This is a genomic window from Pseudoalteromonas sp. A3, from assembly GCF_025942345.1.
Lineage (GTDB): Bacteria > Pseudomonadota > Gammaproteobacteria > Enterobacterales > Alteromonadaceae > Pseudoalteromonas > Pseudoalteromonas atlantica.
On sequence record NZ_JAPCKL010000014.1, the window covers coordinates 26872 to 48016 of the forward strand.

The following is a 21145-nucleotide window of genomic DNA, read 5'->3' on the forward strand; positions in this document are numbered from 1 at the left end:
TGTAAAGTGTTTATATTTAACTTGCTGAATATTAATGTCTTATTTTATTGGCACACTATGTGTAATAGCTAAGTAACGTTAATGGTTACTGAGGTAGTTATGAACACACTTACACTAAATAATGTAAACAACCAGGTTGAGTTAGGCGCATTTTTTAAATCGCTATTATTTACTGCTAATGCAGTATTAGGGCTTAGCGCTATTTGTATGGTTGTGAGTATTTTAATTAGTTACCCGTACGCAGAGCACTATTCGATGCAGGTACAAATATCAGCGCATATTAGTACGATTGTAGTGGCAGCTATTTTAAAAGTTAGTTATGTGCTGCGTTGTGTTGCGCAATATGGTTTAGGGCAGGAAGTACGCTAATGCGCCCACTAAATTTAGCAGAGCCAATGCCAGCGCACATAGCTATTCATCAAGTAACAAAATGGCCGTTATGGATGCTTGCATTTAGACCCTACTTTTTAGCCGGCGGTTTGCTGGCATTTTTATCGATAGGGTATTGGCTACTTATTTTAACGGGCTATGCTAGTTGGCACTTAACCATACCGGCTACACTTTGGCACGCGCATGAAATGCTGTTTGGCTTTGCAGGAGTGGTTGCTGTAGGTTTTTTACTTACGGCGGCACAAACATGGACGGGCGTTGGAAGTATAAGTGGCAAAGCACTTATGCTACTTACTTTAATATGGGTAAGTGCGCGTTTAGCGTTTTTTATAGAGATGCCAAATTTTGCTAACGCTAATTTATGGCTTGTCATTTTGCTACAGCTAGCATGGTGGGTAGGTGCAATTACGGCACTGGCTAATATGCTATTTACAGCACGCAGTAAAAATAACTATCAGTTTTTAGCTATTTTAAGCGTGTTGTGCGTCCTCAATACACTTTATTTACTCCTTGTTTTAAATAACAACAAGCAGCTTGCATTAGCTGTGGTTGACACTGCGGTACTGGTTGTCAGTTTACTGGTCGGCATTGTTGCAGGGCGGGTACTTCCCTTTTTTACTGCTAAAGGTTTATTGCTTAGCGAGCAAACACGCACTCCTAAAATTGATAAAGCGCTACTGTATTTATCAATATTGGCAATTACTTTATTTTTTATCAGCAAGTTATTTTTAAGCTCAATTAGCCCTGCATTTATTGTTGCAATAGTGGCTGCGCTTCACTTAATTCGATCTGGGTTTTGGTGGGACGCAAAAGTGCTAAAAGTGCCTTTATTATGGTCTTTGCATTTTTCTTATCTTGCTTTAGGTGTTGGCTTAATGATGATTGCATTTAGCTTTTACACAAGCGTAATACATTTTAAAGATGCGCTCCACCTTATCACTATTGGCACAATAGGGATGATGATTTTAGCCATGATGACCCGTGTATCGCTTGGGCATACAGGGCGTACCCTTAATACACCTAAATATATATCTGTTGCTTTTGCGCTTGTGCTGGTGGCAGCTATTACTCGCTCCATACTCCCCTTAATTATTGGGCCACACTTTGCCTGGCAGATCAGTGCCTTGCTGTGGTTAATGGCTTTTTTATTATTTTTAATTTACTGCACACCTATATTAATGCGCCGTCGTGTTGATGGGCGTCGTGGTTAGTTTACCTACAGGAATACATTATGTTATCTGATAAAACCATTGAGATTGTTAAAAGCACCGTTCCGTTATTAGCGCAAGCCGGCACGGTTGTTACCGATCATTTTTATAAGCGTTTGTTTAGCCATAATCCAGAGCTTAAAAATATTTTTAATATGGCGAATCAAGACACTGGCCGCCAGCAATTTGCTTTGTTTAACGCCTTAGCGGCATACGCCCAAAATATTGATAACTTAGCGGTGTTAAAAGAGGCATTAGCGCGCATTAACCATAAGCACACCAGTTTAAATATTTTACCAGAGCACTACCCCATTGTTGGTGCTCACTTAATTGGCACCTTAAAAGAGCTAATACCAGAGCAGTTTACGCCAGATGTAGAATACGCATGGCGTGAAGCTTACGCACTGCTTGCTGATATTTGTATTACCGAAGAAGCGGCTTTGTATGAACACAGTAAAAACACACTGGGTGGTTGGGCCGGTACTCGCCAATTTGAAATAACCAACAAGCAAGTTGAATCTGAGCTAGTAACAAGCTTTACACTTACGCCGGTTGATGGCGAAGCGGTTATTACCCATAAACCTGGCCAATATTTAGGTATTAAAGTTAAGCCAGAGGGCGCTGAATATGAAGAAATTCGCCAGTATTCTATTTCGCAAAAAAGTAACGGTAAAAACTACCGTATTAGCGTTAAAAAAGAGCTACAGCCAAAGCCTGGCATGGTGTCTAATTATTTACACTCACTAGCTCAAGGCGACGTAGTTGAACTGTACCCGCCTGCAGGTGATTTCTTTTTACGAAATAGTACTCAACCTACAGTGCTTATTTCAGCAGGTGTAGGGCAAACCCCAATGCTTGCGATGCTCGAAACGCTATTAAGCGATAACCCTAAGCAAAATATTATGTATTTACATGCGTGCGAAAATACGCAGCAGCACTCGTTTGCACACTATTTAAATGAATTAAGTACGGCTTATAACAGCTTGCAAACTATTACGTGGTTTAATCAAAGTAGTGAAGGGGCTGATTTTACAGGGTTAATGGACTTAACTGCCATAAAAACACAGCTACCTCTTACAAATGGTAATTTTTACTTATGTGGCCCCGCTGGGTTTATGGCGTTTGTGAAAAGCCAGTTACTGGCACTAGGTGTTAAAAACGAGCATATTCATTACGAAGTGTTTGGTCCGCATCAAGACTTATAAACCAAGTGAAAAACGATAAAGGCACACAGTATTAATGCTGTGTGCCTTTTTAATAGTATTTTATTGTGCTTTACAACTTACGTTTTTAAGCTCAATAGACATATCTTTTTTAGGATAATAAAGCACGCACTGCTTGCCGATTATTTGTAAAACAAACTTTTCTGGCTTGATATTATGCGCGCCCATTATGGGCATACCATTAGAGTCTTTACTATTTCCATGGCTTAGTAATAACTCGCTGCGTTTAGTAAAAACGGTGTCGGCCAGTGTAACTAGTGTGCCGCCCTTTGCTTTTATAATCGCTTGCTGGAGCGTGGCTATAACGCCTGGGTTTACCTCGGTAAGTAGTGCAGGCTTAGCAGTGGCATTACTCATACTGTTACAGCCTCCAATAAATAATAAGGTTAATATTGCCAGTAGTTTAGCCATTACTTATCCTTATTTAACGTAGGCCAGGTTAAATCCATATTGCCACGGTTAACGTTATTAGGTGCGTTTAAAGGTAATAGCTGCTTGCTATCGCCAGCAGCGCTTTGTACTTGCGTTTTAATACTTGCAGAGGCGGTGCTAACAGGGCACGTGCCGTTATTATCAATATGATAAAGCGCAGTAGAGAGCATCCCTTCGTTTGGATCGCCTAGTTGATTATCAAAGTCGTCACTGACTACACAGCCTTTTACATCAGCATCAAACTGTGGTGTAGGCGTTGGCGTAAAGCCTGCTGCATATTCACCAAACCCTTTACTGTTAATACCGCTAAATTGAATGGTGTAATAGGTGGTGCCACAGTTATGTGTTGGGGTAAAACCGTATGGTTTACCGCAGGTTGTGTCGCCAATGAGCACTACCTCGGCGTCAATGCCTTTTAAGCCATTAATAAAGGCTTCTGAGGCTGAACACGTACCCGATGTACTAAGCACATACACCTTAGATAGGTTTAAATCGGGGAGGCTTTCGCCAGTGCTAAAAAAAGTTGAGTAATCAATTTCTTCATCTATAAATGGAAAAGGCGACTCTACCGGTTGTTTATCGTTTTGCTGAGTTTGGTAATAAATCCGGTTTTGAATGTTGGCGCTGCCCGCCACCATGTAAGCCAGCTGCGAAGAAAGCGCTAATAAACCGCCTCCGTTATATCTAAAGTCGATAACAAGCTCTTCTACGTTATCGGTTTTAAATTTATTAACTGCAGCAATTAAGCCTTCTTGGGCAATACCTATATGGCTATTAAACTGCATGTACCCTACGCTAGTGCCATTTGCAGTAGTAATGGTTTTTACGTTTTGTACAGGTGTTTGCTCTATGTTGCCGGCAGTTACGTTAAAGGTTTTTTCAGCGCCATCGTTACTGCGCACAACGATGGTGTGCGAGTCGCCATTAGTGGGGCTAAATAATCCTTCGTTTAAGGTATCTACGCCTGCTTGTGTGCTGGTATTAATGCTTACGCCATCAACTTCAAGTACAGTATCGCCACGTTGAAAACCAATTTGGCTTGCTGGTGAGTCGTCTTCTAGATAGGCAACACGTAAAATTCTATCAGCTGGGTCGCCAATAAATGCCCAATTTATACCATAGCCTGAGGTTACACCTGATTGCGCTTCTTGAAAGTAGTCCTCAGAAGGCTCTGAAAAATGAAAATTATCTTTTTTAGCACCAGAGTCGGTTAGTTCTTCGGTTTTTAGTTGGGCAAAATAATCGGCCACTGTAGCAAAGTTTTCAGGGTCGTTATCGGCTATTTCATCATACCAAAGGTAGGTTTCGTCGCTCCACGAGCGAAGCCAAAGCTTTTCGTAAAGGGCCGAACCGGCTTGGTCTGGGTAAGGCTCATTATTATTAAACGGATCGTTACCTGTGCGTGGGTTTTCGCAAAAGTTTTTTAACTCCTCCGATGGCTCAAATACACCTGCCGTCCAAGTTGGGGCTGAACTAGCAGGAGGTGTGACGACTGGGTCGGGCGTTTCATTCATGCTGCTACCACCGCCACAGCCCACAAGCGTTAGGCTTGAAAGTGCAGCAATAATAGCGAGTGTTGCTTTATTATTTTTAAACATACAAAACTACTTTTTGTAAATAAGTTGTTTAAAATACTACAACACCCGCTCATTTATTCAACGTATTAGGTTCTAAATTATGTAAATGAGTGTATACATTTAGGTGTGCTACAGCTTACTTGCGCTGCTTTTATCTGCAAATGCTTGTTTTTGCCAGGCATCAAATAGCTTTTGTTGTTTAGCTGATATTTTTAAGCCGTATGTTTTTTGCATATAGGCGTAGGTGTCGGCAATGCGCTTACGGGCATAAAAAGGAGGCTCTACAACGCGTTGTTTAAAGTTAACCTTTACTTGGCAGCGGCCATATTGGGTAGCGTTTTCGCTAAGCATACCAAAGCGATAGTTAGAACGATCTGCGTTAATTTCGCCAATTGCGGGGGCTAAATTGTTTATATCGGCTTCCATCTTTCTAAATTTAGCACTGACCTTTCGACAGTTTTTACGACCACCGTTTTGCCAGCATTGTAGCTGGTGACCAAATTCCCACGCCGGCACTATATGCTCCCACTCTATACGCAGTGCACGTACATTAACCTTGCCAGAGGAAGTTAACGTATTACGTGGAATATAACCACAGTTGCTAGGGTCGGGGATTAGCTTTTTACCTTGTTTTTTAATGTCGCAGCCGCAGTAAAGGCTTTTGGCGTTTTCGGGTAGGGTTTTAATTAAGTGCCTTTTAGCCGTTGAAAAACGGGTAAATTCTTCACTCGATGCAGAAAAACAAATACAACAAGCCACAAAGGCCAAAATAAATTTAAGCATATCCATCACATACGTGAACTACAGGAGGCGCTAGTCTAAAGTTTTGCTGCTAAAAGATAAAGCCTGAACAAATTTTAATCCGCAATGCTTAGTACACTCTATACTGATATAAAAAATAGCGAGGAGATGACTATGCTAGGTGCTTTTTCAATAAGTTTAACGGTTAAAGATATTAGAGCCTCAAAAGCGTTTTACGAAAAGCTGGGCTTTAGCGAGTTTGCAGGTGAGATAGAGCAAAACTGGCTAGTGATGAAAAACGGTGAGCATTTAATTGGCTTGTTCTCGGGTATGTTTGATAAAAACATGCTGACCTTCAATCCTGGCTGGGATCAAAACGCACAAACCGTTACAGAGTTTAAGGATGTTGATACGCTTAGCGAATATTTTCAAAGCGCTCATATCCAGGTTGAGCCTGTGGGTGATAAAAGTTTTATTATGACCGACCCAGACGGCAACCCTATTTTGATTGACCAACACGTGTAAGTTTTTTTAGCCTAACGTTTTGTATTAATAAAATAATACCGCATAAACAAAATAGTACGCTGGTGGCTGCAAAACTGATGAGAAGCGGGTTGTTAAAATCTTCTCGCTCGTCGTAATCCATTATGTGTAGCATCCAAAAAAAGTCGAATATGCGCCATAGTGTGCTGCGAACGGTGATAACTTTGCCGTTAATTGCATTTAAATACAGCGTGGTATTAAAGGTGTCGTTAAATTGTACTTGCCACACATTTGTTTTGTATCCCACCTCTCGAGTGCCTTGTTTTAAAAGCGTTGTGCTAATTGGCTTAGCGTCGATGAGTAAATGCGCTTGTGCATTAGCGGTAATTTGTATTTTAGTAGGTGGCTGAAAAGGGCGGCCCGTTAAACCATTAAAGCTTTGCTGCTCGTCAGTATTAATAACAGTAATAAGCGGGGTCGTTAAAAAGTGCTCAAACACTATTTGCGTGGGGTTAGGCACTTGGGCAGTAATATTATCGAGTGATGTAGGGTAGTCTGCTTGAGTAAATGGGTTTGTAAGTGTGCGCTTAGCAAGGTGCTTACCGTGTACGTATTCAAGTGGTATCGCGCTCATTACTAAGCCGCCTAACAGCCAAGCTAAAATTTGTAAGGCAAGTAAATAGCCTAGCCACTTATGTAGTTTTCGAGCGCGCTTAAATAGTTGTTTTCTCATTTTGTGCTTCTTATTATTTTTAGCGTTAGTGTATTACAGCAGCCCATGCTTTTACTGCGGCATTTTGTCGCAGTTATTCATAAGCTTACTCTAACTTTATAAAAATAATAAAAAGGAGCGGTAAAAAATCAGTGAGGCTGTGTTTAATGCTCACGTAAGGCATTTATTAGCCCTTGTTTACTCATTTTAGAGCGGCCGCTAATGCCGAGCTCTTTAGCTTTATTGTACAGCTGCTTTTTAGTGCGCTGCTCATACTTTGAGGCTTTGCCGCCTTTAACTGCGGTTTTATGAGTATTGCTATTAGCAATGCGCGCGGCTTTTTGTTTGCTCATGCCTTCATCTCGAAGCGCATCGTACTGATCGTCGTTTTTAATTTGCGGGCCATGATCTACCATAATTGTCCTCCTGAAGCGTTTAATTACACAGTGTGTGTATAACTTTCATACATAAACGGTAAAATTAAGCGTAACTAGCCTAACTCGTTTTATAAGGCAAATTAGGTGCCAATGGCGTTTAAACAGGTATTTTCTATGAATAAAGCCATGTTTAGCGCTTTGTTGATTTGGTATAAAAGTAAAACTGCGTTAAAGTTTGCGATGAAACTATAAGAGGGTAAAAAGCAGACAATGTCGGAAATTCAATTTTTAAATGTAGATCTAGAGCTTGAGTCTAAACAAGATATTAGCGCCCTAGTGGCAGACTTAAAGAAAAACGCGATGGTTTTGCATTATGACAAAGACGAATATCGTCAATTGGCGCGTATTGAAGCCTCAGGTGATATAACCACGCCAGACAAAGCAATCAACCACTTATGTGAATTAATAGAGTCGTGTTCACGTAATGCGCTTAAACAGTGGCTAAGCTGTTCGCGCAGAACGTTTGATATAGGCTTTGAGTCGGGCACGTCGCCTAAGTGTTTTAACCAAGCTCTACATGCAGATACATTGCTACGTATATCTGCCATTGGCGCTGGTATGGAAATAACGATTTACCCTATCGAAAAGTAGCCATAGTTAATTATTTGCGCTCGACAACCGCTGCGGTCATTTTTGATACGCAGCAAAGCTCGCCGCGGCTATTGGTTATTTTTATTTCCCATACAGAACTGCGCTTACCAATATGAAATGCACGAGTAACGGCGGTTAAAGTGCCATTTCGAGAGGCCTTTAAGTGGCTGGCGCTAATTTCCTGTCCAACACAATAAAATTTTGTAAAGTCCACGACAAAGTTAGCGGCGTAGCTTGCTACGGTTTCGGCAAGTACCACATTTGCGCCACCATGTACCATACCAATAGGATTATGATGCTCAGGAATAGCAGGCATGGTAGCCACTAGGTAATCATCTCCTATTTCGGTTATTTCTATGCCCATGGTTTTCATTAGCGTGCCTTGGCCGTTTATTCCCTCATCTAACTGTTTGCAAAGCTCTAATGTGATGGGTTGATGCCAAATACTCATAATTACTCCTTTATATTGAAAGCAAATTTATAGCATTTTAAATACTGAACGTCTGTAATTACCTAAAATTTATCCAGGCGCGGTGTATTTAGCTATTTTAAAGCACAATTTAAATTTGCGATTTTTATTTAACTGTATATACTCACAGTTAAATGTACTGTATGGAAAACCAGTTGTATGCGACCATTAACTAAACGCCAAGCTCAAATACTCGAACTAATAAAAGTTTTTATTAAAGACACTGGTATGCCTCCTACACGTGCCGAAATTGCGCAAACACTCGGTTTTAAAAGTGCCAATGCCGCAGAAGAGCACTTAAAAGCGCTTGCCAAAAAAGGTGTTATTAAAATGAAACCAGGCGCAAGCCGTGGTATTCAATTGGTTGAAGAAGAAGAGCCTGAGCAACTAGGGCTACCATTAATAGGTAGAGTTGCAGCGGGTTCGCCTATTTTGGCGCAAGAACATGTTGAGAGTCACTGTAAAATAGACCCACTTATGTTTAAACCAGCCGCCGACTTTTTACTGCGTGTTAACGGCATGAGTATGAAAGATATAGGTATTATGGATGGCGACTTACTTGCCGTACACCGTACTCAAACTGCAGAAAACGGCCAAGTTGTGGTTGCACGAGTAGATGAAGACGTAACCGTAAAACGCCTAGAAAAAGCAGGCCGAAAAGTATTATTACACGCCGAAAACGAAGAGTTTACGCCAATTGAAGTAGACCTTGAAAACGAATCTTTTAATATTGAAGGGTTAGCTGTTGGCGTAATAAGAAATGCCGACTGGATGTAATTTTTAACTATTTTTAAGTAATATTTATAAATGCGCACTTTTAAGTGTGCATTTTTGTTTTAAAAACAGACCTTCCACCATCTCAAAGCGCCCTAAAATTATTTAGGCTGTAAACTTTTTTTCACTCATACTTTTATCTCCCTAAGCGTGTTACATCCCTTAATTTTGCTCGTGTCTTGGCTGTTAAATAACAATTTAATACGCCGTCATTTAGTCAATCTTAAAATATCACTTGATTGTTTTTTATACTAAAACTTGCTTGTTGTACGTTTTTTAGCTAATCATTAATGTGCTGGACTAACAATAACTCACAGCTTTTTAGTTATGAGAACACACAATATACACAAACCTTTTGTTGTCCTAGCGATACCAATCAAAAATAAGATTGGTTAAAAAATAAAAATAACGAATTGGCGTTTAAGCCGTATGCCTCTTCGCTTTGCATTCGCAATAGCATCAAAGGAGCCGTCACATGGGTAAACTGACCTCTACCTTGTGGCTTGTGTTGATTATGTTCCCGCAGCAAGTGCTGGCTAATAGCCAATACAATATGCGCAAGGGCGTAACCGATATAAGTAATAATGTATATCAGCTACACATGACCATATTTTTAATATGTTGTGTGATTGGGGTGATAGTGTTCGCAATAATGTTTTGGGCACTGATTCATCACCGTAAATCTAAAGGGGCAGTTCCTGCCCAATTTCATGAAAGTACCAAAGTAGAAATTCTTTGGACTGCCATTCCGTTTGTTATTTTAATTGCCATGGCAATCCCTGCCACTAAAACCCTCATTGCGATGGAAGATGCCAGTAAGGCCGATTTAACCATTAAAATTACAGGGTCACAGTGGAAGTGGCATTATGAATACATGGGCGAAGACGTAGAGTTTTACTCTATTTTATCTACCCCTCAAGACGAAATAGCCAACCTTACTAATAAAAACCCTAATTACTTACTTGAGGTTGATAAACCTTTAGTACTGCCAATTAATCAAAAGGTGCGTTTTTTAATGACCTCTGATGATGTTATTCACTCTTGGTGGGTACCCGATTTTGCCGTTAAAAAAGATGCCAATCCGGGGTTTATCAACGAAACGTGGACCAACATTAACGAAGAAGGTATTTACCGAGGACAGTGTGCAGAGCTGTGCGGTAAAGATCATGGTTTTATGCCCGTGGTGGTTGAAGCTAAATCGCAAGAGGACTTTAACGCATGGCTTGCAGATGCTAAGCAAGCTAAGCAAAAAGCCGCACTTGCTGATGCAGCACTGCTTGAGACAACAATTCCTAAAGAAGAGCTAATGACACTAGGTGAGCAAGTGTATATGGCAAGTTGCGCTGCGTGTCATCAACCCACAGGTATGGGCTTACCGGGCGTATTTCCTGCGCTAAAAGGCAGCCCCATTGTTTTGGGTGATATAAAAGATCACATTGATGTAGTGATTCATGGCCGCCCAGGAACTGCAATGCAAGCATTTGCAAAGCAGCTCTCAATTAAACAACTTGCAGCGGTAATTACCTATAAACGTAATGCGTGGGGTAATGAAACGGGTGATGTCATCCAACCTAGTGAAATTCAGGCAGCACTTGATGCGGAGGCGAACTAATGAGTAGCATAGTAGAACAACCTAACGCCAATGACGCTCACCACGGCCACCACCCAGCCAAAGGTTTTAAACGTTGGTTATACACAACAAACCATAAAGATATTGGCAGCATGTACTTAATTTTTTCGCTGACTATGTTTTTAATTGGCGGTGCAATGGCCATGGTTATTCGGGCTGAGTTATTTCAGCCAGGATTACAATTGGTAGACCCACACTTTTTTAACCAAATGACCACAGTACACGGTTTAATTATGGTGTTTGGTGCTGTAATGCCAGCCTTTACAGGGCTTGCTAACTGGATGGTACCGCTCATGATTGGCGCGCCAGATATGGCACTGCCCAGAATGAACAACTGGAGCTTTTGGATTTTACCCTTCGCTTTTTTAATTTTATTGGCCTCGTTATTAATGCCTGGAGGCGGCCCCGCATTTGGCTGGACGTTCTATGCGCCGCTTTCAACAACGTACAGTAACGACAACACTGCAATGTTTGTGTTTGCAGTGCACATTATGGGGATTAGCTCAATTATGGGCGCAATAAACGTAATTGTGACCATTGTTAATTTACGGGCCCCAGGCATGACATGGATGAAACTACCATTATTTGTTTGGACATGGCTAATAACCGCATTTTTATTAATTGCTGTTATGCCCGTATTGGCCGGAGCGGTCACTATGGTGCTCACCGATAAATACTTTGGAACCAGCTTTTTTGATGCGGCAGGTGGCGGCGATCCGGTGATGTTTCAGCACATATTTTGGTTTTTTGGTCATCCCGAAGTGTACATCATGATTTTACCCGCCTTTGGTATTATTTCGACCATAGTGCCTACATTCTCACGTAAAAAACTATTTGGTTATGCCTCAATGGTTTACGCAACCTCCTCTATTGCATTACTGAGCTTTATTGTGTGGGCGCATCATATGTTTACGACCGGTATGCCCGTTGCTGGCGAGCTATTTTTTATGTACGCGACCATGCTGATATCGGTGCCTACAGGGGTAAAAGTATTTAACTGGGTAGCCACTATGTGGCGAGGGTCAATAAGTTTTGAAGTGCCCATGCTATTTAGTATTGCCTTTATTGTGCTGTTTACTTTAGGGGGCTTTTCGGGGCTGATGTTGGCTATAACGCCTGCTGATTTTCAGTATCACGATACTTACTTTGTGGTGGCGCACTTTCATTACGTGTTAGTTACGGGGGCAATATTTTCGATTATGGCGGGGGCTTATTATTGGCTGCCTAAGTGGACGGGCAACATGTACAACATTGCCTTGGCTAAGTGGCATTTTTGGTTATCGCTGGTAAGCGTAAATGTATTGTTTTTCCCTATGCATTTTGTAGGGCTGGCAGGTATGCCGCGCCGTATTCCCGATTACGCCCTGCAGTTTGCTGATTTTAACGCAATCATAAGCATAGGTGGGTTTGCCTTTGGTTTATCGCAGTTACTCTTTGTGGCGGTGTTAATTAAATGTGCCAGAGGGGGCGATAAAGTCCCTGCAAAAGTATGGGATGGTGCTGAAGGTTTAGAGTGGGAAGTGGACTCTCCTGCGCCGTATCATACTTTTTCTACGCCGCCGGAAATTAAATAATGACACATGCACCGCTATTAAAGCGCCTAATTCTTATTTGTATAGGTATGTTTGCTTTTGCATTTGCCTTAGTGCCCTTATATGACGTGTTTTGCGACATAACTGGGCTTAATGGCAAGCCATCACTTGAGCAAGCTAAACAAAGTACACAGGTTGCACAAAATCGAGAAATAGGTGTGAGCTTTACAACCCATGCGCAAAGTGGTGCGCCGTTTATTGTTAAATCTAAAGAATACAGTGTTGATGTGAAACCAGGTGCCATGCGAGAGGTAATGTTTAGCGCAAAAAACACCAGTGATATTGATAAAGTAATGCAAGCGGTACCTTCTGTATCGCCCGGAAAGGCAGCCAAGTACTTACATAAAATAGCGTGCTTTTGCTTTGATCAACAACCCCTAAAAGCGGGTGAAGAGCTTGAGTTTAAGCTGCTTTTTTATGTTGATACCGCACTGCCGAGCGATGTAGAAGAGCTAACTTTATCGTACACCGTATTTGATATTAGTGAGCAGCTAGTAGCAAGTAATAACTAGCCTGCATGTCTAGTGTAAAACTAGGAGCAAGTAACATGAATCAAGATTATGAAAACTACTACGTACCCGAGCAAAGCCCGTGGCCCATAGTGGGCGCGGTGGCGTTATTTTTTATTGCAGTGGGTGCGGCTTTAACAGTCATGAACTTAGAAAGTGAAGGGGGCAGCGGTGTGTACCTGCTATATGCAGGCATTGCAGTGCTGCTGTATATGATTTTTAGCTGGTTTAAAAATGTAATTAGCGAGTCTGACCAGGGCTTATATTCAGCGCAAATGGACCGCTCATTTCGACAAGGAATGAGCTGGTTTATATTCTCTGAAGTTATGTTTTTTATGGCCTTTTTTGGCGCATTATTTTACGCCCGCATATTGTCGGTGCCTTGGCTTGGCGGCGCTGGGAATAATGCGATGACCAACGAGGTGCTTTGGCCTACCTTTGAGGCCGTATGGCCACTACTAACCACACCAGCAGGTGAAACCACGCAAGCTATGGGGTGGCAAGGCTTACCCCTTATTAATACGCTTATTTTATTAGCGTCTTCGGTTACTTTGCATTTTGCTCACGTAGCCATTGAAAACAATAAACGTAAACCGCTAAAGGTGATGCTAGGGGCAACCATTTTATTGGGTGTGTGCTTTTTAGCATTGCAGGTAGAAGAATATATTTATGCCTACAACGACTTAAACTTAACACTAGATGCAGGCATTTACGGGAATACATTCTTTTTGCTGACAGGTTTTCATGGCATGCATGTGACCCTTGGCGCCATCATTTTATTTGTTGTATTTGTGCGTATTTTAAAAGGCCACTTTACGAAAGATAAACATTTTGCGTTTCAAGCAGCGGCTTGGTACTGGCATTTTGTTGATGTGGTGTGGCTGTGTTTATTTGTTTTTGTGTATGTGTTGTAACGGCTAATGGTGAGTGATTAGCCTTTATAAAACCAAGTTTTACAGCGGCTATCACCATCACCAAAACCACCACAGAAAACAGCACGCGACGGCCTAAAAAATGCGACATAGGCCGACCGCCAGATTTATCGGTCACCATAATAAATAGCGCTCTAAACAAGTTGAAAAGTATAAATAGTAACAGCAGCACAATAATAATTTTAATAATCACTGGGTTGACCCTTTATGCAGTTAATTTTAAGGCGTAAACAAAAGCTTAGCTCATTTATCGCACTTTGCGTTGTGGTAGCTGTGGTGCTGGTATGTGTACGTTTAGGGTATTGGCAATTAGCAAGGGCTGAGCAAAAGCAGCAACAGCTAACAGCTATAGCTAACATGCAAACCCAAGGCGTAATGAGCTGGCAGCAATTACAGGCAATGCCTTCAAAGTGGAATAAAACAGGTGTAGTGGTTAAGCTTGTCGGAAAAATAATAAATCAGCAATACTGGCTTTTAGATAACCAAGTTTACCAAGGGCAAGTTGGTTACGATTTATTGGTGTTATTTAAGCCAAGCCAAGCAAGTGACGCTTTACTCGTTAATTTAGGGTGGGTAAAAGCACCTATTTCACGCAGCGAACTACCTAACATTCAACTTCCTAAACGTAATATTACGCTTAAAGCGCAGATAAAAGAGCAAAACTTAACGAGCTTTAACTTACAAACCGATTCGACAAAACAAGACCTTCAAAAACGAATTCAATCAATAGATTTACAAAAGCTAAGTGAGCAGAGTAATCAATCGTTATTTAATTTTATGGCTTATCGTCAAGGTGCAGGAGATGCGCTAGCTATACCGCATTATAAAGCGGTGGTGATGAGTCCGCAAAAGCACCAAGCGTATGCAGTGCAATGGTTTTTAATAGCCTTAGCCTGTGTAGTGGTGGCCATTTTTGCCAGTAAAAAGAGGACTAACAATGAAAAATAACCCCTTGGCTTTGTTTGTTGTATGTTGCGCTGTACCGCTAGTACTTGCATACGGTGCGCTAAAACTAGACTGGTTGCCGAGCGCCATTACCAATAATGGCGAGTTATTACAGCACGAAGTAAAGCTTGAAAACTGGCAGCAACATAACCCTAAGCAATGGACAATTGCGCTTAATTACTCCAATAAATGTAACGCTTCGTGCAATGAGCAGCTCAATGCGCTTAATAACTTATATATCGCCTTAGGAAAAAATCAGGGCAAGGTTGATATGGCTGTAATGGGAGCGCCTAAAGTTAAAAACATTCCTTGGAAAACCTTTAACGCGCAACAAAATTTGCAGCCCGCTAGCCTATATTTAATCGATCATATGGGTTTAGTGGTGCTTGAGTATCCGTTTAAAGAGCTGCCACAAGAAAACCGTTTAGTGCAAAAAGGTTTATTAAAAGATTTAAAAAAACTGCTTAATTATTCTCGTTCAAGCTAATTAATAGCGCATTGTTAATGGGAGATTCCTATGTATAAAAATTATAAAAACTGGGTACTTGCAACGGGGTTACTTGCGCTGTTGGTGGTAGGGCTAGGTGCTTATACACGTTTAAGTGACGCAGGTCTTGGCTGTCCTGATTGGCCCGGTTGCTATGGCTTTTTAACTGTACCAAAGCATGAAGCCGATATCGCACTAGCTACCCAAAGTTACCCAGATATGATGTTTGAAACCGCCAAAGCGTGGAAAGAAATGATCCACCGTTACTTTGCAGGCGCGCTGGGATTGCTTATTTTAGCGCTATTTGTATTGGCTTTTGTAAAGCGCCATTACTCAAACACGCCGGTTAAATTACCGCTAGCCTTATTGTTGTTAGTTATATTTCAGGCTGCGCTGGGTATGTGGACCGTTACAATGAACTTACAACCGCTCATTGTAATGGGGCATTTGCTGGGGGGATTTAGTATTTTATCGCTAATCACTCTTTTATACCTGCGTTTAACTACTAAACCCATAGACGGCGGAGATAGTAGCGCTAAACGCTATTTTTCATTGAGCTTAGTTGCATTGACTGTGTTGGTTATTCAAATTGCATTAGGAGGATGGCTTGCAGCAAATTATGCAGCGCCACACTGTAATGGCTTACCGCTGTGTAGTTATGCGCAGCCATTTTCACTCAGTAGTGTGTTTCAGCTGCCGCTTGAGCACAGTAATTATGAGTACGGAGTGCTATCGCAACAGGCGCGTATGTCTATTCATCTACTACACAGAATTTGGGCGCTAGTTACATGCATTGTGTTAGCGCTGATTATGTGGCGTATATACAGTCAGGCGCAATCTGCAAAAATAAAACACTGTACTGTCAGCGTGCTTGTTGCGCTACTTTGCCAAATTAGTTTGGGGCTTGCGGTGGTACATTGGCACTTTCCGCTTGGAGTGGCGCTGGCGCACAATTTAATGGCAGCTATCTTGTTATTGACTATGGTTAGGTTGTGTTACTACCTAAAAGCACGCACTTAAGGGGAATAATTATGGCACTCACACTCGACAAAAAAGAACTACGGGTTATTAGCGCACACCCTTTTATTCAACGTGCTTATAATTTACTGCAAGATTACTTAGCTATTAGCAAGTTTAAAGTAGTGGCTATGTTGGTACTTACTGCTTGGGTTGGCTTGGCACTGGCGCCTGATGTAGGGCGAGGCATTGCAGTACAATTTATTAGTTTATTAGGCATTGGTTTGCTCTCTGGCGCTGCGGCGGTAATAAATCATGTTGTTGATAGCGAAATAGATACAAAAATGGCGCGTACACGCCACCGCCCTGTAGCCAAAGGCCGGCTTAGTAAAACCCATGCGCTAAGCTTTGCAGGCGTGATAGGGGTTGCTGGTTTTATAATGCTAATGCTTTGGGCAAACACTCTAACGGCCGTACTTACTTTGTTTGCATTAGTTGGGTATGCTTTTATTTATACCTCTTTTTTAAAGCGTGCCACACCGCAAAACATTGTAATTGGTGGCTTAGCTGGCGCAATGCCGCCTTTATTGGGTTGGGTTTCTGAAACCAATCAAATGGCAGCCGCGCCATGGTTACTCGTAATGATTATATTTACGTGGACCCCACCGCATTTTTGGGCACTGGCAATAGCACGCAAAAGCGATTACGAACGCGCTAAAATTCCTATGTTGCCAGTGACTCACGGTATCGATTTTTGCAAAACCTGTGTTGTGGCTTACACCATATTACTGGCGCTTGTATGTGTATTACCTTATTTAATTGGTATGTCGGGCGGTATTTATTTAGTCGGCGCATGTGTGCTCAATGCACTCTTTTTGTATAAAGCGGTTAAGCTTAAATTAGCCCCTAGCGATGACACCGCAATGGACTTATTTCGCTTTTCAATTGTGCATTTAATGGTACTCTTCGTGATCTTATTTATAGATAAATGGCTCCCTTTATGAAGCAGTTACGGATTAGCTTAGTTGTAATTTTTTCGTTTTTACTAGTCGCTTGCTCAGAGCAAAATAGTGCGCCCGATGTGCAAGCCTTAGTGTATGAGCAAGCCAAGCCTCTTTCTGATTTTACACTTAACGACCAAAACGGTGAGTTAGTCACCAAAGCGCAATTTTTGGGGCAGTGGAACTTAGTGTTTTTAGGCTATACCAGTTGTCCAGATATTTGCCCATTAACGCTTGCTAAACTAAACAGCGTGTATAAAAAGTTACATAACGAATACCCACTGCAAATTTGGTTTATGTCGGTAGACCCTCAACGCGATACGCCGGTAAAGCGCAAAGCGTATATTGATTATTTTAATCCTGACTTTTTAGCTGTTTCGGGTGAGCACAAAAACCTATTCCCAGTGGTTAGAGAGCTTGGTCTAATTTATGCCATTAGTGACTCGCAAGAATCAGAATATGCGGTCGATCATAGTGCTTCGGTGGCTTTAGTTGATGCAAATGGAGCGGTAAGAGCCATATTTAAGCCTGAGTTCCAACAAGGAAAGGTGCCCCTTATTAATACCACTCAACTCATTAGCGAATTTAAACAAATAGCGGATTACTATAAAAACTAGTTTTAAACTTTTCACGCATTTTAAAAGGAGCTTAGGCTCCTTTTTTGCTTTTTAGCGCCACTTTTAAAAGTTTTATTAATTTTTTTGAGCCTTTTATGGCAATTTTAATAACTAAGGCTAAGCTTTTGTTATGAATTGAATTGACAGGGAAAGTCCTGAAAAAATGCTAAAACTTCCAAGCGAACTTGCGATTATGCAAGTAGAGACTCTTCACCAAGATTTATTACAAGAACTCAATAGTAACAACGATATTTGTTTAGATGTCAGTGAGGTTGTTTCAGCCGATACCGCGTCAATTCAACTTTTGTGTGCCTTACAAAAACACCTACTTACCATACACCATAAAATTGTATGGGTAGGCAGCAGTGATGCACTTCAAAACGCCATTAATCAACTTGGCTTAAGTAAATATTTAACACTTGAAAGTAAAGGTTAGAGGTTTATATGAAGAAAATTTTAGCGGTTGATGATTCTGCGTCAATGCGTCAAATGGTGAGCTTTACGCTTAAAACCGCAGGTTTTGATGTTACCGAAGCAAAAGATGGCAGCGAAGCCCTCGCGATTGCCAAGCAGCAAAGTTTTGATGCGGTAATTTCAGATGTAAATATGCCCATTATGGATGGCATTACGCTTATCAGAGAGCTCAGAGGCCTTCCTGATTACAAATTTACGCCGCTACTTATGCTAACCACAGAGTCAGGATTAGATAAAAAAGTAGAAGGTAAAGCAGCTGGCGCAACAGGCTGGATTGTAAAGCCTTTCAACCCGGATCAGTTACTAGCGGTACTTAAAAAAGTAATTCGTTAACTGAGGAGTGCGGCGTGAGTATAGATTTAAGTCAATTTTTTGAAGTGTTCTTTGAAGAAAGTTTTGAAGGCCTAGATACAATGGAGGCCGAGCTATTAAATTTAGAGCCCGGCGAAGAAGACTTAGAAACAATAAATACTATTTTTAGAGCTGCGCACTCAATTAAAGGGGGCAGTGGCACCTTTGGCTTTAACTCTGTTGCTGAGTTTACCCATGTGCTAGAAACCCTACTGGATCAAATACGCCAAGGTGAGCGCGAACTCACCACCGAGCACGTTAATTTAATGCTTAAAGCTGTTGATTGCTTGCGTGGGTTGCTCGGTGAGCTGCAAGCAGAGCAAGAGCCTGATTTATCACACGCTACAACCTTAAAAAAACAGTTTGAAATTGTACTGGAAATGCAAGCCGATTCAGCCCCAAGCGAGGCAAGCGAAGTCACGGCTGCTGCTGAGGTAAATACCTTTCAAATTGATTTTAAACCGCATCATCACCTTTTTAAAACAGGCAACGAGCCTTTATTTATGATCAGCGAACTAGCTGAACTCGGCGAGCTTGAAACACAGGCCTTTTTAGACGATATCCCAGATATTAAAGATTTAAGCAGTGACGAGTGCTACTTACACTGGCGCTTTTTTTTAAATACCAGCGAAAAAGAAGCCGCTATTAAAGAGGTATTTGAATGGGTAGAAGATGATGCCGATATAAAAATAGAGCTTTGTGGCGGGTTATTTGATGAAGACACTTCTCACACCGCAAACGCTGATGAAAAGAGCAGCGATAGCACAGCTCAAACACCGCCTATTAGCGATGCTCAAAAAGCACCCGACAAACCTAAAAGCAAACCCACAGCCGATAAAAAGCCAACATCAGCACCAGAGTCTACCTCCATAAGAGTAGGAATAGACAAAGTAGACTCGTTAATAAATATGGTCGGTGAGCTGGTGATAACACAAGCCATGTTAAATCAGTTGAGCGAGCAAGAAATTAGCGAATCAACCATTACGTCATTACAAGAAGGTTTGGCACAACTGGCGCACAATACCCGAGACCTGCAAGAAAATGTTATGCGTATTCGTATGTTACCGATTAACTTTGTATTTAGCCGGTTTCCGCGTTTAGTGCGCGATATAGCGCAAAAACTAAATAAACAGGTGGAGTTAAAATTATTAGGCGAGCAAACCGAGCTAGATAAAACGGTAATGGAAAAAATATCTGACCCTATGGTGCACCTAGTCAGGAATTCGCTCGACCATGGCCTTGAAACAATTGAACAGCGGGTTGCCGCAGGTAAAGACCCAGTGGGCACCGTGACCTTAAATGCCTTTCATCAAGGCGGCAATATCGTGATAGAAATAATGGACGATGGGCAAGGCTTAAATACGCAAAAAATTAAAGAAAAAGCCATTGCTAATGAGCTGATCACCGCTGATTGTAATTTAACAGATGATGAAATTAACGAGCTTATTTTTATGCCCGGCTTTTCTACCGCCGATGCGGTTAGCGACTTATCTGGGCGTGGTGTAGGAATGGATGTTGTTAAGCGCAATATTCAATCTTTAAATGGCTCGGTTGAGGTTTCATCAGCGCCTGGCGTTGGCTCTACCTTTACAATTAGGCTGCCCCTTACGCTTGCCATTTTAGATGGTCAATTAGTTAAAGTTGCCCAGCATACTTATATTATTCCACTTATTTCTATTGTTGAATCACTACAGATTGATATCACTAAAGTAAGCCGAGTGGGTAAAGACTTAGATGTACTAAGGCTGCGTGACGAATACATTCCTATTTTACGCTTATATCAAATTTTTAATCATCAAAACGCCATAGAGTCATTAGACAAAACCTTGCTGGTGGTTGTTGAAACCGACAACCAAAAAGTGGGTTTGCTGGTAGATGACTTACTTTCGCAGCAGCAGGTAGTCATAAAAAGTTTAGAGGCCAATTACCAAAAAGTAGATGGGGTGTCTGGAGCAACTATTTTAGGCGACGGGCGTGTATCGTTAATTGTTGATATTAGCGGCTTAATAAAATTATCAGGGCTTAAAAAACCAGGTAGCCAAGAGCTAATCATAGAATCTAAAACACCTCTGGAGGCTTCATGATTAGTGAGCAAAGCGAGCTAAACAACAAAATTGATTTAGGGCAACAGCAAGGCGTTAAGCAGTTTTTAACCTTTATTATGGCTGGCGAAGAATACGGCGTAGATATATTAACCGTGCAAGAGATCAGGAGCTGGGAAAAAATTACCGTACTACCCAACGCGCCGGATTTTGTTAAAGGAGTGATAAACCTTCGCGGCACCATAGTGCCAATAATAGATTTACGCTTACGTTTTGGCTTGCCAAGCACTGAATATGGACCATTAACGGTTGTTATTGTTGTAAAAGTTATTTTTGAAAATGATTCAAAAATAATGGGCATCGCAGTAGATGCGGTTTCAGATGTTTACAGCATTGCAGAGCAAGACGCCAAGCCCGTTCCTAGCCTGTCTGATTCGAGTAATTGTGAATATGTCGCAGGGTTGGTGAACGTGGGCGAAAAAATGGTCTCGTTGATAGATTTACAAAGAACAATGGATATATAGCCAAAGCGCTATGTAGCAACAAAAACAAACATAAAGGTGGTGATGGG

Annotated in this window: 26 protein-coding genes; 19 read left to right on the forward strand and 7 right to left on the reverse strand. The window is 41.4% G+C overall.

Annotated elements, in window-relative coordinates; genetic code table 11:
• The first annotated feature begins 99 nt into the window (after nt 1–99).
• Genes OIZ54_RS17815 through hmpA form a run of 3 tightly spaced genes read left to right on the forward strand, consistent with a single transcriptional unit; the run spans nt 100 to nt 2803 of the window.
• Entirely contained in the window at nt 100–369 is a 270-nt protein-coding gene (locus tag OIZ54_RS17815) for a hypothetical protein (RefSeq protein WP_264390962.1), read from the forward strand.
• Complete coding sequence (locus OIZ54_RS17820) at nt 369–1601, forward strand: NnrS family protein (protein ID WP_264390963.1); 1233 nt, start codon at nt 369–371, stop codon at nt 1599–1601. Before OIZ54_RS17815 ends, OIZ54_RS17820 begins: the two co-directional genes overlap by 1 nt.
• Before the next feature lie 20 nt (nt 1602–1621).
• Nucleotides 1622–2803 carry an NO-inducible flavohemoprotein gene (hmpA, locus tag OIZ54_RS17825; protein ID WP_264390964.1) on the forward strand — a complete coding sequence of 394 codons (1182 nt, stop codon included), beginning with the start codon at nt 1622–1624 and terminating at the stop codon, nt 2801–2803.
• Between the two features lie 60 nt (nt 2804–2863).
• Here hmpA and OIZ54_RS17830 read toward each other — a convergent pair whose 3' ends face one another.
• From OIZ54_RS17830 to OIZ54_RS17840, 3 genes are all read right to left on the reverse strand, one after another.
• A complete protein-coding gene (locus OIZ54_RS17830; RefSeq protein WP_004589374.1) occupies nt 2864–3232 on the reverse strand; it encodes a hypothetical protein in 369 nt (122 codons plus the stop codon).
• Entirely contained in the window at nt 3232–4851 is a 1620-nt protein-coding gene (locus OIZ54_RS17835; RefSeq protein WP_248451803.1) for a S41 family peptidase, read from the reverse strand. Before OIZ54_RS17835 ends, OIZ54_RS17830 begins: the two co-directional genes overlap by 1 nt.
• Nucleotides 4852–4959: 108 nt before the next feature.
• On the reverse strand, nt 4960–5619 hold the full coding sequence (locus tag OIZ54_RS17840) for an endonuclease (RefSeq protein ID WP_256851684.1): 660 nt from the start codon (nt 5617–5619) through the stop codon (nt 4960–4962).
• 126 nt (nt 5620–5745) lie between these two features.
• Between OIZ54_RS17840 and OIZ54_RS17845 the strand changes: the two genes are divergently transcribed.
• Nucleotides 5746–6096 carry a VOC family protein gene (locus OIZ54_RS17845; protein ID WP_264390965.1) on the forward strand — a complete coding sequence of 117 codons (351 nt, stop codon included), beginning with the start codon at nt 5746–5748 and terminating at the stop codon, nt 6094–6096.
• Here the strand turns inward: OIZ54_RS17845 and OIZ54_RS17850 are convergent.
• Together OIZ54_RS17850 and OIZ54_RS17855 are read right to left on the reverse strand one after the other, a co-directional pair.
• Nucleotides 6071–6787 (reverse strand): hypothetical protein, encoded by a 717-nt coding sequence (locus tag OIZ54_RS17850; RefSeq protein WP_121638119.1) that lies wholly within the window; start codon nt 6785–6787, stop codon nt 6071–6073. The genes OIZ54_RS17845 and OIZ54_RS17850 overlap by 26 nt on opposite strands.
• A 143-nt stretch (nt 6788–6930) precedes the next feature.
• Complete coding sequence (locus tag OIZ54_RS17855) at nt 6931–7182, reverse strand: Rho termination factor N-terminal domain-containing protein (RefSeq protein WP_029773325.1); 252 nt, start codon at nt 7180–7182, stop codon at nt 6931–6933.
• A 231-nt stretch (nt 7183–7413) separates the two neighbouring features.
• Here OIZ54_RS17855 and OIZ54_RS17860 point away from each other — a divergent pair, with 231 nt between their 5' ends.
• Entirely contained in the window at nt 7414–7794 is a 381-nt protein-coding gene (locus OIZ54_RS17860) for a hypothetical protein (RefSeq protein ID WP_004589368.1), read from the forward strand.
• Between the two features lie 10 nt (nt 7795–7804).
• Here OIZ54_RS17860 and OIZ54_RS17865 read toward each other — a convergent pair whose 3' ends face one another.
• The gene (locus tag OIZ54_RS17865; protein WP_004589367.1) at nt 7805–8245 is read right to left on the reverse strand and encodes a PaaI family thioesterase; all 441 of its coding nucleotides are present in this window, start codon (nt 8243–8245) and stop codon (nt 7805–7807) included.
• Nucleotides 8246–8422: 177 nt separating this feature from the next.
• Here OIZ54_RS17865 and lexA point away from each other — a divergent pair, with 177 nt between their 5' ends.
• From lexA to OIZ54_RS17890, 5 genes are all read left to right on the forward strand, one after another.
• Entirely contained in the window at nt 8423–9040 is a 618-nt protein-coding gene (lexA, locus tag OIZ54_RS17870) for a transcriptional repressor LexA (protein ID WP_004588213.1), read from the forward strand.
• Nucleotides 9041–9512: 472 nt separating this feature from the next.
• Nucleotides 9513–10649, forward strand: a complete 1137-nt coding sequence (gene coxB, locus OIZ54_RS17875; RefSeq protein WP_264390968.1) for a cytochrome c oxidase subunit II — start codon at nt 9513–9515, stop codon at nt 10647–10649.
• Complete coding sequence (gene ctaD, locus OIZ54_RS17880; protein ID WP_096042455.1) at nt 10649–12241, forward strand: cytochrome c oxidase subunit I; 1593 nt, start codon at nt 10649–10651, stop codon at nt 12239–12241. The genes coxB and ctaD overlap by 1 nt, the downstream gene beginning before the upstream one ends.
• On the forward strand, nt 12241–12771 hold the full coding sequence (locus OIZ54_RS17885) for a cytochrome c oxidase assembly protein (protein WP_004588216.1): 531 nt from the start codon (nt 12241–12243) through the stop codon (nt 12769–12771). The genes ctaD and OIZ54_RS17885 overlap by 1 nt, the downstream gene beginning before the upstream one ends.
• A 35-nt stretch (nt 12772–12806) precedes the next feature.
• Complete coding sequence (locus OIZ54_RS17890) at nt 12807–13682, forward strand: cytochrome c oxidase subunit 3 (RefSeq protein ID WP_004588217.1); 876 nt, start codon at nt 12807–12809, stop codon at nt 13680–13682.
• On the opposite strand, the gene OIZ54_RS20305 is transcribed toward OIZ54_RS17890, so the two are convergent.
• The gene (locus OIZ54_RS20305; protein WP_085065488.1) at nt 13582–13893 is read right to left on the reverse strand and encodes a DUF2909 domain-containing protein; all 312 of its coding nucleotides are present in this window, start codon (nt 13891–13893) and stop codon (nt 13582–13584) included. The two genes, OIZ54_RS17890 and OIZ54_RS20305, sit on opposite strands and share 101 nt — an antisense overlap.
• A 14-nt stretch (nt 13894–13907) precedes the next feature.
• Here OIZ54_RS20305 and OIZ54_RS17900 point away from each other — a divergent pair, with 14 nt between their 5' ends.
• The 9 genes from OIZ54_RS17900 (at nt 13908) to OIZ54_RS17940 (ending at nt 21098) form a co-directional block, all read left to right on the forward strand.
• Complete coding sequence (locus tag OIZ54_RS17900) at nt 13908–14648, forward strand: SURF1 family protein (protein ID WP_264390971.1); 741 nt, start codon at nt 13908–13910, stop codon at nt 14646–14648.
• Nucleotides 14638–15132 carry a transmembrane cytochrome oxidase associated protein gene (locus OIZ54_RS17905; protein ID WP_264390972.1) on the forward strand — a complete coding sequence of 165 codons (495 nt, stop codon included), beginning with the start codon at nt 14638–14640 and terminating at the stop codon, nt 15130–15132. Before OIZ54_RS17900 ends, OIZ54_RS17905 begins: the two co-directional genes overlap by 11 nt.
• Nucleotides 15133–15162: 30 nt before the next feature.
• Nucleotides 15163–16152: a COX15/CtaA family protein gene (locus OIZ54_RS17910; protein ID WP_264390973.1), complete on the forward strand. Its 990-nt coding sequence runs from the start codon at nt 15163–15165 to the stop codon at nt 16150–16152.
• Nucleotides 16153–16163: 11 nt separating this feature from the next.
• Complete coding sequence (cyoE, locus tag OIZ54_RS17915; RefSeq protein WP_264390974.1) at nt 16164–17093, forward strand: heme o synthase; 930 nt, start codon at nt 16164–16166, stop codon at nt 17091–17093.
• On the forward strand, nt 17090–17707 hold the full coding sequence (locus OIZ54_RS17920) for an SCO family protein (protein WP_264390976.1): 618 nt from the start codon (nt 17090–17092) through the stop codon (nt 17705–17707). The genes cyoE and OIZ54_RS17920 overlap by 4 nt, the downstream gene beginning before the upstream one ends.
• 163 nt (nt 17708–17870) lie before the next feature.
• Nucleotides 17871–18143, forward strand: a complete 273-nt coding sequence (locus tag OIZ54_RS17925) for an STAS domain-containing protein (RefSeq protein WP_264390977.1) — start codon at nt 17871–17873, stop codon at nt 18141–18143.
• Nucleotides 18144–18151: 8 nt separating this feature from the next.
• Nucleotides 18152–18514, forward strand: a complete 363-nt coding sequence (locus tag OIZ54_RS17930) for a response regulator (RefSeq protein ID WP_029773320.1) — start codon at nt 18152–18154, stop codon at nt 18512–18514.
• 14 nt (nt 18515–18528) lie between these two features.
• The gene (locus OIZ54_RS17935) at nt 18529–20616 is read left to right on the forward strand and encodes a chemotaxis protein CheA (RefSeq protein ID WP_264390979.1); all 2088 of its coding nucleotides are present in this window, start codon (nt 18529–18531) and stop codon (nt 20614–20616) included.
• On the forward strand, nt 20613–21098 hold the full coding sequence (locus OIZ54_RS17940) for a chemotaxis protein CheW (RefSeq protein WP_055255280.1): 486 nt from the start codon (nt 20613–20615) through the stop codon (nt 21096–21098). Before OIZ54_RS17935 ends, OIZ54_RS17940 begins: the two co-directional genes overlap by 4 nt.
• Nucleotides 21099–21145 lie beyond the last annotated feature (47 nt).

What these genes read in the sequence shown, in the direction of transcription:
- OIZ54_RS17815 (WP_264390962.1), top strand. Translation starts at nt 100, where the DNA reads ATGAACACACTTACACTAAATAATGTAAACAACCAGGTTGAGTTAGGC.
- OIZ54_RS17820 (WP_264390963.1), top strand. Translation starts at nt 369, where the DNA reads ATGCGCCCACTAAATTTAGCAGAGCCAATGCCAGCGCACATAGCTATT.
- hmpA (WP_264390964.1), top strand. Translation starts at nt 1,622, where the DNA reads ATGTTATCTGATAAAACCATTGAGATTGTTAAAAGCACCGTTCCGTTA.
- OIZ54_RS17830 (WP_004589374.1), bottom strand. Translation starts at nt 3,232, where the DNA reads ATGGCTAAACTACTGGCAATATTAACCTTATTATTTATTGGAGGCTGT.
- OIZ54_RS17835 (WP_248451803.1), bottom strand. Translation starts at nt 4,851, where the DNA reads ATGTTTAAAAATAATAAAGCAACACTCGCTATTATTGCTGCACTTTCA.
- OIZ54_RS17840 (WP_256851684.1), bottom strand. Translation starts at nt 5,619, where the DNA reads ATGGATATGCTTAAATTTATTTTGGCCTTTGTGGCTTGTTGTATTTGT.
- OIZ54_RS17845 (WP_264390965.1), top strand. Translation starts at nt 5,746, where the DNA reads ATGCTAGGTGCTTTTTCAATAAGTTTAACGGTTAAAGATATTAGAGCC.
- OIZ54_RS17850 (WP_121638119.1), bottom strand. Translation starts at nt 6,787, where the DNA reads ATGAGAAAACAACTATTTAAGCGCGCTCGAAAACTACATAAGTGGCTA.
- OIZ54_RS17855 (WP_029773325.1), bottom strand. Translation starts at nt 7,182, where the DNA reads ATGGTAGATCATGGCCCGCAAATTAAAAACGACGATCAGTACGATGCG.
- OIZ54_RS17860 (WP_004589368.1), top strand. Translation starts at nt 7,414, where the DNA reads ATGTCGGAAATTCAATTTTTAAATGTAGATCTAGAGCTTGAGTCTAAA.
- OIZ54_RS17865 (WP_004589367.1), bottom strand. Translation starts at nt 8,245, where the DNA reads ATGAGTATTTGGCATCAACCCATCACATTAGAGCTTTGCAAACAGTTA.
- lexA (WP_004588213.1), top strand. Translation starts at nt 8,423, where the DNA reads ATGCGACCATTAACTAAACGCCAAGCTCAAATACTCGAACTAATAAAA.
- coxB (WP_264390968.1), top strand. Translation starts at nt 9,513, where the DNA reads ATGGGTAAACTGACCTCTACCTTGTGGCTTGTGTTGATTATGTTCCCG.
- ctaD (WP_096042455.1), top strand. Translation starts at nt 10,649, where the DNA reads ATGAGTAGCATAGTAGAACAACCTAACGCCAATGACGCTCACCACGGC.
- OIZ54_RS17885 (WP_004588216.1), top strand. Translation starts at nt 12,241, where the DNA reads ATGACACATGCACCGCTATTAAAGCGCCTAATTCTTATTTGTATAGGT.
- OIZ54_RS17890 (WP_004588217.1), top strand. Translation starts at nt 12,807, where the DNA reads ATGAATCAAGATTATGAAAACTACTACGTACCCGAGCAAAGCCCGTGG.
- OIZ54_RS17900 (WP_264390971.1), top strand. Translation starts at nt 13,908, where the DNA reads ATGCAGTTAATTTTAAGGCGTAAACAAAAGCTTAGCTCATTTATCGCA.
- OIZ54_RS17905 (WP_264390972.1), top strand. Translation starts at nt 14,638, where the DNA reads ATGAAAAATAACCCCTTGGCTTTGTTTGTTGTATGTTGCGCTGTACCG.
- OIZ54_RS17910 (WP_264390973.1), top strand. Translation starts at nt 15,163, where the DNA reads ATGTATAAAAATTATAAAAACTGGGTACTTGCAACGGGGTTACTTGCG.
- cyoE (WP_264390974.1), top strand. Translation starts at nt 16,164, where the DNA reads ATGGCACTCACACTCGACAAAAAAGAACTACGGGTTATTAGCGCACAC.
- OIZ54_RS17920 (WP_264390976.1), top strand. Translation starts at nt 17,090, where the DNA reads ATGAAGCAGTTACGGATTAGCTTAGTTGTAATTTTTTCGTTTTTACTA.
- OIZ54_RS17925 (WP_264390977.1), top strand. Translation starts at nt 17,871, where the DNA reads ATGCTAAAACTTCCAAGCGAACTTGCGATTATGCAAGTAGAGACTCTT.
- OIZ54_RS17930 (WP_029773320.1), top strand. Translation starts at nt 18,152, where the DNA reads ATGAAGAAAATTTTAGCGGTTGATGATTCTGCGTCAATGCGTCAAATG.
- OIZ54_RS17940 (WP_055255280.1), top strand. Translation starts at nt 20,613, where the DNA reads ATGATTAGTGAGCAAAGCGAGCTAAACAACAAAATTGATTTAGGGCAA.